19 protein-coding genes are annotated in these 12,231 nt (G+C 36.4%); 17 read left to right on the forward strand and 2 right to left on the reverse strand.

All coding sequences use genetic code 11. From position 1 onward, the window contains the following. Nucleotides 1–281: transposase (locus EAI80_RS09425; RefSeq protein ID WP_193760862.1), on the reverse strand; the 281-nt coding region annotated here is incomplete at its 3' end. Between the two features lie 126 nt (nt 282–407). Between EAI80_RS09425 and EAI80_RS09430 the strand changes: the two genes are divergently transcribed. Continuing rightward, a complete protein-coding gene (locus EAI80_RS09430) occupies nt 408–704 on the forward strand; it encodes a DUF4177 domain-containing protein (protein ID WP_129981814.1) in 297 nt (98 codons plus the stop codon). Between the two features lie 22 nt (nt 705–726). Here EAI80_RS09430 and EAI80_RS09435 read toward each other — a convergent pair whose 3' ends face one another. Beyond that, nucleotides 727–1,647 (reverse strand): alpha/beta hydrolase, encoded by a 921-nt coding sequence (locus EAI80_RS09435; RefSeq protein ID WP_129981815.1) that lies wholly within the window; start codon nt 1,645–1,647, stop codon nt 727–729. A gap of 189 nt (nt 1,648–1,836) precedes the next feature. Between EAI80_RS09435 and EAI80_RS09440 the strand changes: the two genes are divergently transcribed. The 16 genes from EAI80_RS09440 to tnpB form a co-directional block, all read left to right on the forward strand. Continuing rightward, nucleotides 1,837–2,457, forward strand: coding sequence for an L-threonylcarbamoyladenylate synthase (locus EAI80_RS09440; RefSeq protein WP_129981816.1), 621 nt, complete (start codon nt 1,837–1,839; stop codon nt 2,455–2,457). Further along, nucleotides 2,435–2,875: a ribose 5-phosphate isomerase B gene (gene rpiB, locus EAI80_RS09445; protein ID WP_129981817.1), complete on the forward strand. Its 441-nt coding sequence runs from the start codon at nt 2,435–2,437 to the stop codon at nt 2,873–2,875. Before EAI80_RS09440 ends, rpiB begins: the two co-directional genes overlap by 23 nt. A gap of 5 nt (nt 2,876–2,880) precedes the next feature. After that, nucleotides 2,881–4,116: a serine hydroxymethyltransferase gene (gene glyA, locus EAI80_RS09450; RefSeq protein ID WP_129981818.1), complete on the forward strand. Its 1,236-nt coding sequence runs from the start codon at nt 2,881–2,883 to the stop codon at nt 4,114–4,116. 11 nt (nt 4,117–4,127) lie between these two features. Further along, a complete protein-coding gene (upp, locus tag EAI80_RS09455; RefSeq protein ID WP_129981819.1) occupies nt 4,128–4,748 on the forward strand; it encodes a uracil phosphoribosyltransferase in 621 nt (206 codons plus the stop codon). Further along, nucleotides 4,748–5,122, forward strand: a complete 375-nt coding sequence (locus EAI80_RS09460; protein ID WP_129981820.1) for a hypothetical protein — start codon at nt 4,748–4,750, stop codon at nt 5,120–5,122. Before upp ends, EAI80_RS09460 begins: the two co-directional genes overlap by 1 nt. Further along, a complete protein-coding gene (locus tag EAI80_RS09465; protein ID WP_022425536.1) occupies nt 5,122–5,787 on the forward strand; it encodes a F0F1 ATP synthase subunit A in 666 nt (221 codons plus the stop codon). Before EAI80_RS09460 ends, EAI80_RS09465 begins: the two co-directional genes overlap by 1 nt. Before the next feature lie 32 nt (nt 5,788–5,819). Beyond that, on the forward strand, nt 5,820–6,047 hold the full coding sequence (gene atpE / locus EAI80_RS09470; RefSeq protein ID WP_006506960.1) for an ATP synthase F0 subunit C: 228 nt from the start codon (nt 5,820–5,822) through the stop codon (nt 6,045–6,047). Nucleotides 6,048–6,072: 25 nt separating this feature from the next. Next, nucleotides 6,073–6,573 (forward strand): F0F1 ATP synthase subunit B, encoded by a 501-nt coding sequence (atpF, locus tag EAI80_RS09475; protein WP_129981821.1) that lies wholly within the window; start codon nt 6,073–6,075, stop codon nt 6,571–6,573. Then, nucleotides 6,573–7,109: a F0F1 ATP synthase subunit delta gene (locus tag EAI80_RS09480; protein ID WP_006506962.1), complete on the forward strand. Its 537-nt coding sequence runs from the start codon at nt 6,573–6,575 to the stop codon at nt 7,107–7,109. The genes atpF and EAI80_RS09480 overlap by 1 nt, the downstream gene beginning before the upstream one ends. A gap of 9 nt (nt 7,110–7,118) precedes the next feature. Next, nucleotides 7,119–8,645, forward strand: coding sequence for a F0F1 ATP synthase subunit alpha (gene atpA, locus EAI80_RS09485; protein WP_022425537.1), 1,527 nt, complete (start codon nt 7,119–7,121; stop codon nt 8,643–8,645). Nucleotides 8,646–8,647: 2 nt separating this feature from the next. Next, nucleotides 8,648–9,502 (forward strand): ATP synthase F1 subunit gamma, encoded by an 855-nt coding sequence (atpG, locus tag EAI80_RS09490; RefSeq protein WP_129981822.1) that lies wholly within the window; start codon nt 8,648–8,650, stop codon nt 9,500–9,502. Nucleotides 9,503–9,516: 14 nt separating this feature from the next. Continuing rightward, nucleotides 9,517–10,917, forward strand: a complete 1,401-nt coding sequence (gene atpD, locus EAI80_RS09495; RefSeq protein WP_022425539.1) for a F0F1 ATP synthase subunit beta — start codon at nt 9,517–9,519, stop codon at nt 10,915–10,917. Further along, nucleotides 10,910–11,314 carry an ATP synthase F1 subunit epsilon gene (gene atpC / locus EAI80_RS09500; protein WP_022425540.1) on the forward strand — a complete coding sequence of 135 codons (405 nt, stop codon included), beginning with the start codon at nt 10,910–10,912 and terminating at the stop codon, nt 11,312–11,314. The genes atpD and atpC overlap by 8 nt, the downstream gene beginning before the upstream one ends. Before the next feature lie 39 nt (nt 11,315–11,353). After that, complete coding sequence (locus EAI80_RS13445; RefSeq protein ID WP_161220321.1) at nt 11,354–11,527, forward strand: M15 family metallopeptidase; 174 nt, start codon at nt 11,354–11,356, stop codon at nt 11,525–11,527. A 142-nt stretch (nt 11,528–11,669) separates the two neighbouring features. Continuing rightward, complete coding sequence (locus tag EAI80_RS09505) at nt 11,670–11,993, forward strand: hypothetical protein (RefSeq protein ID WP_129981823.1); 324 nt, start codon at nt 11,670–11,672, stop codon at nt 11,991–11,993. Beyond that, the coding region (gene tnpB / locus EAI80_RS09510) for an IS66 family insertion sequence element accessory protein TnpB (RefSeq protein WP_129981824.1) at nt 11,987–12,231 on the forward strand (245 nt) is incomplete at its 3' end. The genes EAI80_RS09505 and tnpB, both read left to right, overlap by 7 nt.

Raw genomic sequence — 12,231 nt, forward strand, 5'->3', positions numbered from 1 at the left:
AAAAGGAGCTTGTATAGATCAAGCTTGCAACTCTGAAAAATAGTGCCTGAAAGCAGTGAATGTTGCTTATGGCATGAGCTGCATTCAAGAACATATGAAGTCTTGGTCTTTCCTACACGCTTGACTAGGTAATACTTATGACAGCCACAACGGTCACATGAAAAGCCTTCAGGCCATTTCATGGATTTGAAGAATTCAATGCAGTTATCAATATTGTTGGAATATTTCTGAGTGAACTGATAAAGAGAAGCTTTCTTAGGCTTTAATACTTTGTTTGACATATGATTATACCTCCATCTAATTTCTAATCTAATTATAGAACAGATGGGAAATTCATGTGTCCGGTTCAGCTTCATGAACGCCGTTTAATCGGTGCTTATGAAATTTAATTTTCACTAACCTGTGGTTTGTGGGTATTCAAAAATAATGATTATAATTTAGATTCCATTTTAGAATGTAATGATCTTTATGAATATGATGTAGTCACTGTTCATGATTCTCATGGTAGGACAGATACAAATAGTTTGAAGAAGACATTAATAAGATATAGTGTACAGGGCTGGAGACTAAAGACAGCTTTCACAAATGAAATAGGCAGTAATATGGTAGGTGGTGCTATTGTAGGTGTTGGTGTAGGAAGCAATAGTACAAGTGATGAAGTTGTACTTATTTTTGAAAGAAAAATAAGAAATGCGAAGAAATAGACCGAGCAAGTTGCTCGGTCTATTAGTCTACATATTTCTCTAAGAAATGAGTAATATTGCTTTGAACAAGTTTCTTCTCTTTATGATAAGATTCACCATGTGCAGCATCATTCACAATAAGTAATTTCTTTTCTGCCTGACAGGCATTATAGAGTTCTAATGCCATGTAAGTAGGCACAAAGTGATCCTGGTTACCATGTATAAATAATGTAGGTGTTTTAGACTTCTTGACTTGATTGATTGCACTGGCCTGTTTGAAGTTATACCCTACTGTCTTTTTTGACAATAATGTAGCACTAGGCAGTAATAAGAATGGTGGACATCCTTTATTCTTTAAGTAGTATTTGAATTCATCATAAGCACTTGTATAGCTGCAATCAGCGACAATAGCTTTCACATTATCAGATAATTCTTCACCACTTACCATGAGGACTGTTGCCCCACCCATGGATATACCATGTAAGACAATGCTCATAGGTTCATTATGGAAGTACTCTTCCATTTTTTTAATCCATTCTAATATATCTAAACGGTCAAGCCATCCAAAACCAATATAATGTCCTTCTGATTGTCCATGCGCTCTATTATCTGGAAGAAGGATATTATAACCAAGTTCATGATAGAAACGAATATAATATGCAAACTCACGATAATGGTAAGAATGGAATCCATGAACACAGATTACTAATTTATTAGAATCAGGATAAGGAAGGAACTGCCCTTCTAGCTTTAATCCATCATAAGAAGTGATTTCCATATCAATAAATGTCTGATGATCTAGCCATTGTTTATCATCTTCACTTATTGGATGTTTTAATCCTACTTTTTCTTTTTTGCATCTTGTACATACTTTTTCTATCGCAATGCGCCCTGCTGCAAGATAAGTGGCAGATGCCGCAGCTACTGCGCCTATTGTACCAATAACTACATTCTTCTTTTTCATGACAAAATACCTCCTTTTATTCATTATATAAAATATTCTATGAAGAATTTATGTACAAACAATTAAGTTTGAATAAATAATTGACAGATATATGAATTTGTAAGTAGAAAAGGGTATGTTGGAAAGCGATAAATATATGTTTTTAAGAAAGTTTTTGTGTTAAAATAATACCGATATGAGGTGATTTTAATGACACAGGTTATAGGACCAGAACAGATGGATTTATTAGTGAGTGCAGTAAGAGATGGGAAGATTGTTGCATTTCCTACGGAAACTGTTTATGGCGTTGCCTGCTTATTCGATGATTTGAAGGGTCTTGATAGAATTATGGAAATCAAGAAACGTAACCCGAATAAAGCAGTGACTCTTATGTTGTCAAAAAAAGATGATGTAAAGAAGTATGGCTTAGTAGACGAGGGTACCCAGAGAGTGATTGATAAGTTTATGCCAGGTAGAATGACAATCGTATTAAAAAGACTGGATAGTGTGGATTCGAGACATGTTAGTGGAAAAGATACAATAGGTATTAGAATCCCAGACAGTTCTTTCGTTTTGTCACTCATTGATCAGACAGGGCCTTTATCAGTAACAAGTGCTAATTTATCTGGTCAAGGGAATACGACAAACGAAAAAGAAGTACTTGCACAGCTTGATGGACAGATTGATATGGTTGTCAGAGGACAGACTGCTTCGGCAACTGCATCTACAGTCGTGGATTTAAGTCAAGGTGATGTGAGAATACTAAGAGAAGGTTTAATTACCAAAGAAGAAATCGAGGAGGTATATTATGAAAGTTGCAATCGCTTGTGATCATGGTGGATTACGTTTAAAGAATGTTCTTATTGATGAAATGAAGAAACAGGGTTATGAAGTTGTAGACTATGGTACTTATACTGAAGACTCTTGTGATTATCCTGATTATGCATCTAAGGCAGCTAAAGCTGTTGCATCAGGAGAATGTGAGAAAGGTGTCGTTGTTTGTGGAACAGGAATCGGTGTATCAATTACATGTAATAAGGTAGATGGTATCCGCTGCGCATTATGTCATGATGTATTTAGTGCAAAAGCGACAAGAGCTCATAATGATACTAACATGATTGCAATGGGACAGAGAGTTATTGGAGAAGGACTCGCTGTTGAAATTCTTAATGCATGGCTTCATACTGATTTTGAAGGTGGAAGACATGTTAAGAGAATTGAAAAAATGATGGCTTTAGAAAAGGAGTAAGCATTATGAGAGATACAGAAGTATTTGCGAGTGTTGAGCGAGAATTGAATAGACAAAGAAACAAAATTGAATTAATTGCTTCCGAAAACTTTGTATCTAAAGAAATTATGGAGCTTGCGGGCTCAGTTCTAACAAATAAATATGCTGAAGGATATCCAGGTAAGAGATATTATGGTGGATGTCAGTTTGTGGATGAAGTAGAAACATTAGCACAGGAAAGACTTAAGAAGCTATTTGGCTGTGAGTATGCAAATGTTCAGCCTCATTCTGGTGCACAAGCGAATACAGCTGTTTATTTTGCTTTATTACAGCCAGGTGATAAAGTACTAGGTATGTCTTTAAATGATGGTGGGCATTTAACTCATGGACATCCATTAAACTACTCTGGTAAGACTTATGAATTCCATGCTTATGGTGTTGATAAGGAAACAGAAAGAATCGATTATGATGAATATAAGAGATTGTGTGAAGAAATCAAACCTAAGTTAGTTGTTGCAGGGGCAAGTGCTTATGCAAGAACGATTGATTTCAAATTCATGGCTGAAGTAGCACATAGTGTTGGAGCTATCTTTATGGTAGATATGGCACATATTGCTGGTTTAGTTGCTGCAGGAGATCATCCATCTCCATTCCCTTATGCAGATATCGTGACGACTACAACTCATAAGACTTTAAGAGGTCCTAGAGGTGGTGTCATCATGTGTAAGGAAAAGTATGCAAAAGATATTGATAGAGCTGTTTTCCCTGGTATGCAGGGTGGACCTCTTATGCATATTATTGCGGCTAAAGCAGCTTGCTTCTATGAAGCATTACAGCCTGAATTCAAGGAATATAGTCATCAAATCATTAAGAATGCAAAAGCTTTAGAAGAATCTTTAAAGGAAGAAGGATTCCGTCTTGTAACTGGTGGTACTGATAATCACCTATTACTTATTGATGTAAAGAGCAGCTGTGGTATTACAGGTAAGAAAGCTCAGAGATTACTTGATGAAATCAATATTACAGCTAATAAGAATGCGATTCCTTTCGATACAGAAAAACCTTTCAAGGCTTCTGGAATCCGTGTTGGTACCCCAGCAATGACCACAAAAGGATTCAAGGAAGATGACTTCAGAGAAGTTGGAAAGATTATTGCTTATCGTTTAAAGAATGAAGAAACTGATGAAGTAAAGAATGAATGTCTTGCAAGAGTAAAGAAGTTAACTGATAAAGTGACTATGTATGACGATATTAAATACTAGGAGGTCATAAGATGGTTAAAGTACTCAATCATGCATTAATTAAACACAAACTCTCTATTATGAGAGAAGAAAAGACATCAAACTATATTTTCAAGCAGAACCTTGATGAAATCGCAATGTTGATGGCTTATGAAGTCACAAAAGATTATCCTTTAAAAGAAAAGGAAATTGAAACACCTATTTGTAAGACAACTGGTTATGAACTAGATAGAGATATTATTCTTGTACCTATCTTACGTGCTGGTGTGGGTCTTGTAGATGGCTTCAGAAGAATCATGCCAACTGCGAAAGTAGGTCATATTGGTATGTATAGAGATGAAGAAACATTGATTCCTCATGAATATTATGCTAAATTTCCTAAGGGATTAGAGAGCGCAAAGGTTATTGTTCTTGATCCTATGCTTGCTACTGGTGGTTCAGCTGATATGGCTATCCAGAATATTAAAGATCGTGGTGCGAAGGATATTGAACTTGTCTGTCTTGTAGGTGCACCTGAAGGTGTGAAATACATTGAAGAACATCATCCAGATGTAAAGCTTACTTTAGCTGCATTAGATGAAAAGCTAAATGACAAGGGATATATTGTACCAGGTTTAGGAGATGCGGGAGACCGCTTGTTTGGTACTAATTAATGGGATTTGATGAATATGAAGTAAGAAGAACTTCTGTTAAAGTATTTCTTGCAGGATTGATTCTTGCGGTTATACTTTCCATCATTCTTCATTCAATCAGCTACTGCTTAGGGTTTGTATTAGGTTATCTTATTGATTTATTAATTTTACAGATCAATATGAAAATGACTGATACAATACTTTCCATCCAGACTGCAGGTAAGACAATTGCGGTTATGTTATTTATGGCTAAATTGTTTATTTTTGCAGTAGGTTTTGCGATAGCTGGATTCTTTCCAGAAATAGTAAATATGTATACTGTATTTCTGGGCTATCTAGTAGTAAAGATTTCTATTTATATACATGCATATGGAGAAAGGAGGCGTATGAGATAATGAAAATCACTATTCAGCCAGAACTGATATCATCATTGATTGTGACTGTGATACTTTCTATTTTCTTTGTTTATGCAGGTAAAAAAATAAGAGAAGCAGATCCAACTAAGAGACCAAAAGGTGTGGTTCTTCTTGTTGAAACCGCCATTAAGATGGTTTACGATTATATGGGCACAATCATGCCTAAGAAATATGCGAAGAACTACTATCCTTATTTCTCTATGTTATTTGCATGGCTGTTGGTTTCTAACTTATTTGGATTAACAGGTTTTGATGCGCCAACTACTAACTACTCAATCACGTTATCCTTAACATTAATTACATGGGTATTAATTCAGATTAATGCGATTAAGTATCAGGGTGTTGGCAGTTATATTAAGGGAACTTTGATTCCCCCAACAAACCTATTTGGTTTGATTTCACCATTGATTTCTATATCAATGCGTATTTTCTGTAACTTATTGAGTGGTACATTTATTATGGCCTTAGTATATCAGGCAACATCATTCTTAAGTTACAAGTTGATTCCATTCAACTTTTTAGGACCAGTGGTAGCACCACTATTACATTGTTATTTCGATGTATTCTCTGGATGTGTACAAGCACTGGTATTCGTTACACTATCTTCAATTCTGATTTCTAATGAAAATCCAGATGAAGAATAAATGAAAAAAATGTCAATAGGAGGAAATTGATTATGACAAGAGGTTTAATTGCAATCGCTGCTGGTATTGCAGTACTTGCAGGTTTAGGTACAGGTATTGGTGAAGGTTTAGTTGCCGCTCATGCAGTATCTGCAATTGGAAGAAATCCTGAGGCTGAAAGCAAGATCCGTACTACTATGATCTTAGGTATCGCCTTAACAGAAACAGTAGCCCTCTATGGTTTACTTATTTCTTTCATCTTATTATTCGTATTCAAATAAAAAATAGTTTAAGGAGGAAAAAACTATGCCAGATATAGCCGCAAAGTTATTTCCAAACCCTACCACTATGATTGTTCAGTTATGTTCCACTGCAATCATGCTTCTTCTGTTCAAGAAATATTTATGGAATTATGTATTAGAATTCTTCCAGAAGAGAGCTGATTTTATAGAAGGTAATATCAATGATGCGAAGGCTAAGAATGAAAAAGCATCTGAATATCTTCTAGAAAGTGAAAAGCACGCTAAAGAAGCTGCAAAACAGTATAAAGAAATCATAGATCAGGCTAAGGAAGATGCCGTAAAGGCTAAGAGTAAAATCATGGATGAAGCTAACAAGCAGGCTCAAGAAAAGATTGAACAGGCTCGCCATGAAATTGAATCTGAAAAGCTTGCAGCACAGGATGAAATGAAGAAAGAAATTGTGGATGTTGCTGTTGAAGTGGCTACTAAAGTCATGGATCAGAATATGAATACTGAAGCCAATAAAGCTTTAGTAGATGATTTCGTAAAACAGGTTGTTAACTAATGGATGCAAATGTTGCAGAACGTTATGCTGAAAGCTTATATCAGTTAGCGTTAGAAGATCATGCGCTAGAAGATTATCTAGCAGACATGAAACTAGTTGATACAGTTTTAGAAAGTAATCCAGAATTTGAAAAATTCTTCTCTCATGTGCTTGTAGATGATGAAGCAAAGTGTGCATTACTTGATAAAGGTTTTGGCACTTCAGTAAATCATTATGTATTGAATTTTCTTAAACTGCTTGTAAAGAAAAGAAGAACAAGATACATTGCGCCTATTACAAAAAGCTTTATTAAGATGAGTAATAAGCATCTTGGTATCGAGGAAGGCGTTATCTTCACACCTTTCGCATTAAGCGATGAACAGGTTAAGACAATTGAAGAAGCGATTTCTCAGAAAGAAAACAAAACAATTACTTTAAGAACTGTTGAAGATAAGACACTTATTGGTGGTGTTAAGGTTCAGATTGAGAACCGTGTCTATGATGGCTCATTAAAGAACAAAGTCAGCAAGCTCAAGACTGAGCTGTTGAGAAAGTAGGTGACGCAAGTGGCATTAAGACCCGATGAAATCAGTGCTTTAATCAAAGAGCAGATTAAGCATTATGATGATGTCATGGAACAGAAAGACGTCGGAACAGTTATGACTGTTGGTGACGGTGTCAGTGTTGTTCATGGTTTAGACAATGCAATGCTAGGTGAATTGATCCTTTTCCCAGGTGATGTTTATGGTATGGTCATGAACCTAGATGAAGATAGTGTTGGTGTTACTTTATTAGGTAATGCGGACGAAATTAAAGAAGGCGACGAAGTAAGACGTACAGGTAAGATCATTGAAGTACCTGTAGGTGATGCAATGCTTGGTCGTGTCGTTAACCCTTTAGGACAGCCTATTGATGGTCAGGGTGAAATTATCACTACAAAGACTAGACCAATCGAAAGAGTGGCTCCTGGTGTTATGACAAGAAAATCAGTAGATCAGCCAGTACAGACTGGTATCACTACTATTGATGCAATTATTCCAGTTGGTAGAGGTCAGCGTGAGTTAATCATCGGTGACAGACAGACTGGTAAAACAGCTATCGCTGTTGATACAATCATCAACCAAAAAGGTCAGGATATGTACTGTATCTATGTAGCAATTGGTCAGAAGAACTCTACAGTTGCACAGGTTGTTGAAAAATTAAAGAAGGCAGGCGCAATGGATTATACTGTTGTTGTTTCTGCATCAGCTTCTGAACTTGCTCCAGTTCAGTATATTGCTCCTTATGCAGGTTGTGCTATTGCTGAAGAATGGCTTGACCAAGGTAAGGATGTATTAATCGTTTATGATGATTTAAGTAAGCATGCCGTAGCTTATCGTACAGTGTCTCTATTATTAAAGAGACCACCAGGACGTGAAGCTTATCCAGGTGATGTATTCTACTTACATTCAAGACTATTAGAAAGATCTTGTCGTTTAAATGAAGAAAATGGCGGAGGTTCTATTACTGCCCTTCCTATCATTGAAACACAGGCAGGTGATATCTCAGCATATATCCCTACTAACGTTATTTCTATTACTGATGGTCAGATCTTCTTACAGCAGGAATTATTCAATGCTGGTTTCAGACCTGCCATTGATACAGGTTTATCTGTATCACGTGTAGGTTCTACAGCACAGATCAAGGCTATGAAGCAGGTTTCTAGAAACTTGAAGTATGAATTAGCGCAGTATGAAGAAATGCAGTCATTCGCACAGTTTGGTTCTGACTTAGATGCAGCAACTAAGAATGCGATTGAACATGGTGAACGTGTACGTGAAGTATTAAAGCAGGCACAGTATGCACCAAGAGATGTTATTGATCAGATTATTACTCTATTTGCACTTGAAAATGGATTCGTTAAGAATGTTAAAGTGGAAAAGGTACAGGAATACATGGATGGTTTAGTAGAGAAGTTTGCTGTTGCACATAGTGATCTTCTTGATGAAATCAGAGAAAAGAAAGTATTATCTGATGAATTAACTGCTAAGTTGAAGGAAGCTGTTAAGGCTTATACAACTCAGTTCGAAAACTTACAGAAAGCTGAGGCTTAATTATGGCTGGGCAGATGCAAGCCATCAAGCGTCGTATCAAATCAATTGAATCTACTAAGAAAATCACAAGAGCTATGGAACTTGTTGCTAGCTCTAAGCTTTCTAAGACTAGAAATCAGTTGAATGACATGAAGCCTTATTATACACAGGTAAAAGATACTTGTGCACAGATCTTATCTTCTGCAGGAAATGATATTGATTCTCCTTATTTAGTATTAAATTATAAGGGTAAAGATGTTTATATCGTTATCACTTCTACTTTAGGATTATGTGGTGGATATAACTCAAATATCTTTAAGCAGGTTGAAGCATCAGTCAATGATGCCAAGAAGATTATTGCGATTGGTAATAAAGGCTTAAATCAGTTTAAGAAACATTTTAAAGGTGAAGTAGATGGTACTTATGTAGACCTTAATACGACCCTTGATTTTAGAAGTATTGTGAGATTAGTTGCTTCACTTCTAGAAGGCTATAAGAAAAAAGAAATTAAGTCTATTCATATTGTATATACAGAATATGTGAATGATTTAACTTTCGTACCTAGAGATGTGACTCTTCTTCCACTTAAGGCTGAAGATCTTGTCTCTGATAAGAAATTCCATAAAGATACATTGTTTGAACCAAGTCCTGAATCAGTACTTGGAAGCTTAATTCCGATGTATTTACAGGCCGTTATCTATGGTTACTTGATTGAATCAGTGACTGCAGAAAATGCGTCTAGAAGAACATCTATGAAGAACGCAACAGACAATGCTAATGAATTAACAGATGAGTTGTTATTAAAATATAACCAGGCACGTCAGAGCGCGATTACAAGTGAAGTAAGTGAAATCGTTGCTGGTGCCAATGCACAATAAGAAGGAGGTGCCATATGTCTTTGAATGTTGGTAAGATTATCAAGGCTCAGGGTCCAGTTGTTGATGTACAGTTTGCTGCTGATAAAGATCTTCCAGATCTAAATACAGCCATCACAATTGATAACCATGGTGAAGAGTTAACTGTAGAAGTTGCTCAGCATATTGGTGATGATATTGTAAGATGTATCGCAATGGGTCCTACTGATGGTCTAACAAGAGGTATGGATGCTGTGGATACTAATGCACCTATTAGTGTTCCAGTAGGTAATAAAACACTTGGTAGAATGTTCAACGTATTAGGACATTCTATTGATGGTAAAGATGAATTGACTGAAGAAAAACATATGCCAATTCATAGATCAGCACCTACATTTGCTGATCAGAGAACAGAAACTGAAATTCTTGAAACAGGTATTAAAGTCGTAGACTTGATCTGTCCATTCATCAAGGGTGGTAAGATCGGATTGTTCGGTGGTGCCGGTGTAGGTAAGACAGTTCTTATCCAGGAATTCATCAATAACATCGCAACTGAACATAATGGTTTATCAGTATTCGCCGGTGTTGGTGAACGTTCTCGTGAAGGTAATGATTTGTACTATGAAATGAAAGAAAGTGGTGTATTAGATAAGACAACACTAGTGTTTGGTCAGATGAATGAACCACCTGGATCAAGACTTAGAGTTGCATTATCAGCACTTACTATGGCGGAATATTTCCGTGATGAACAGGGACAGGATGTTTTACTATTCATCGATAATATCTTCCGTTTCACTCAGGCTGGTTCAGAAGTATCTGCCCTACTTGGACGTGTTCCATCTCAGGCAGGTTATCAGCCAACTCTTGCAACTGAAATGGGTCAGTTACAGGAACGTATTACTTCAACTAAACAGGGTTCTATTACATCTGTACAGGCTGTATATGTACCTGCCGATGATATGACTGACCCTGCTCCGGCAACTACATTCACACATCTTGATGCAAGAGTTGTACTTGATCGTAGTATTGCAGCATTAGGTATTTACCCTGCAGTAGATCCACTAAACTCTTCTTCTAGAGGTCTTGATCCAAACGTTGTTGGTAAAGAACATTATGAAGTGGCTCATGGAGTAACTCAGATGTTACAGAAATATCAGGAATTACAGGATATCATCGCAATTCTTGGTATGGATGAATTGAGTGAAGAAGATAAACTAATCGTTGCACGTGCAAGAAGAATTAGAAACTTCTTATCACAGCCATTTACTGTTGCAGAACAGTTTACTGGTTTAGATGGTAAGTATGTACATGTAGAAGATACAGTAAAAGGATTTAAAGAAATTCTAGAAGGCAAATATGACGATTTACCAGAGCAGGCTTTCCATAATGTAGGTACTATTGAAGAAGCAGTAAAGAAAGCTGAATCTTTAAGTGAGTAAATTTCATTTACATATCGTCACTCCTAAAGGTACCTACAGGGATGTAGACGTAGATATTCTGAACATTAGAACAACTGATGGTCAGATGGGTATACTTGCTCACCATATGCCATTGGCGAGTGGTGTGGAAATCGCCGAAATGAATTATAGGATTGATAAAGACAGATATGAGTTCGCTGTTGGTGGTGGATTTGTTTATGTAGATGGTGATAATACTGTTACACTTATTGTGAATGATATTGAATCACCAGAAGAAATCGACCTACGTAGAGCTGAAGAAGCAAAGGCAAGAGCTGAAGAGAGATTAAGATCAAAGAATCCAGATGTCGATTTACAGCGTGCTGAAATTGCATTAAAGAAGGCTATTACACGTATTCAAGTCAAAAACAATTACTAGGATCCAGGGTTATTCCCTGGATTTTCTTTTGGAGAAGTTATGAAAAGTGATTATGTGAGAGTAAAAGATTATATACCTGATATATATGTGGAACTACGTTATGCAACAGAACGTAATTTTACACATACTAAAGTATATGATTGGGATGAAGCGTATTTAAGAAGAGGAACTACACTTAAACTCAAGAAGGTACGTAAGAGCCAAATAATATAGTGGATAGAAATAGACATCACCATATTAGATAATTAGAGTGTTTTTAGATACTAAATTTGCTATATATAGCGTTTTTAGCCACTAAATTTGCTATATATAGTGATTTTAGCACTAAATTCACTATATAGAGGATGGTGAGATCATGGATATTCAAAGCATTAATGATGATATCAAAACTAAGCAATGGATTGAAAGAATAAAGGAGTGCAGGGAAAGTGGACTTCCTGTTAGAAAATGGTGCAAGCAGAACAACATATGTGAGCAGACCTACTACTGCTGGCTGAAGAAACTGCGAAAGATGGCAATCGAAACAGGTGCTGTACAAGCTCCATCATTTGTCTCCGTTGATCAGAGCACACTTGATAAACAGAACATAATCATTACTAAAGGAGATGTTCATATAGAATTTCCCTGTGATACAGATATTGGAACTGTAACGAACATCATAGATGCACTATTATGTTAGGTGACATCTCCAAGGCAGAGCACATCTATATAGCTGTTGGCTATACAGATATGAGGAAACAGGTTGATGGGCTTAGTGCACTGGTTACAACACAGTTTAGTTTAGATCCCTTTTCAAATTCAGTATTCCTGTTCTGTGGTAGAAATTCGAGAGTGATTAAGGCACTGTACTGGGAGGGTGATGGCTTTGTACTTCTTTACAAGAGACTGGAAGACGGCAGATTCAAATGGCCTAGAGA

This window comes from Catenibacterium sp. co_0103 (genome assembly GCF_004168205.1).
In the GTDB taxonomy this organism is placed as follows: Bacteria; Bacillota_I; Bacilli_A; order Erysipelotrichales; family Coprobacillaceae; genus Catenibacterium; species Catenibacterium mitsuoka_A.

Coding starts and splice junctions, on each gene's coding strand:
- EAI80_RS09505 (WP_129981823.1), top strand. CDS start 11,670: ATGGATATTCAAAGCATTAATGATGATATCAAAACTAAGCAATGGATT.
- EAI80_RS09460 (WP_129981820.1), top strand. CDS start 4,748: ATGGGATTTGATGAATATGAAGTAAGAAGAACTTCTGTTAAAGTATTT.
- atpG (WP_129981822.1), top strand. CDS start 8,648: ATGGCTGGGCAGATGCAAGCCATCAAGCGTCGTATCAAATCAATTGAA.
- rpiB (WP_129981817.1), top strand. CDS start 2,435: ATGAAAGTTGCAATCGCTTGTGATCATGGTGGATTACGTTTAAAGAAT.
- EAI80_RS09480 (WP_006506962.1), top strand. CDS start 6,573: ATGGATGCAAATGTTGCAGAACGTTATGCTGAAAGCTTATATCAGTTA.
- upp (WP_129981819.1), top strand. CDS start 4,128: ATGGTTAAAGTACTCAATCATGCATTAATTAAACACAAACTCTCTATT.
- EAI80_RS09440 (WP_129981816.1), top strand. CDS start 1,837: ATGACACAGGTTATAGGACCAGAACAGATGGATTTATTAGTGAGTGCA.
- glyA (WP_129981818.1), top strand. CDS start 2,881: ATGAGAGATACAGAAGTATTTGCGAGTGTTGAGCGAGAATTGAATAGA.
- EAI80_RS09435 (WP_129981815.1), bottom strand. CDS start 1,647: ATGAAAAAGAAGAATGTAGTTATTGGTACAATAGGCGCAGTAGCTGCG.
- EAI80_RS13445 (WP_161220321.1), top strand. CDS start 11,354: ATGAAAAGTGATTATGTGAGAGTAAAAGATTATATACCTGATATATAT.
- atpD (WP_022425539.1), top strand. CDS start 9,517: ATGTCTTTGAATGTTGGTAAGATTATCAAGGCTCAGGGTCCAGTTGTT.
- atpF (WP_129981821.1), top strand. CDS start 6,073: ATGCCAGATATAGCCGCAAAGTTATTTCCAAACCCTACCACTATGATT.
- EAI80_RS09465 (WP_022425536.1), top strand. CDS start 5,122: ATGAAAATCACTATTCAGCCAGAACTGATATCATCATTGATTGTGACT.
- atpE (WP_006506960.1), top strand. CDS start 5,820: ATGACAAGAGGTTTAATTGCAATCGCTGCTGGTATTGCAGTACTTGCA.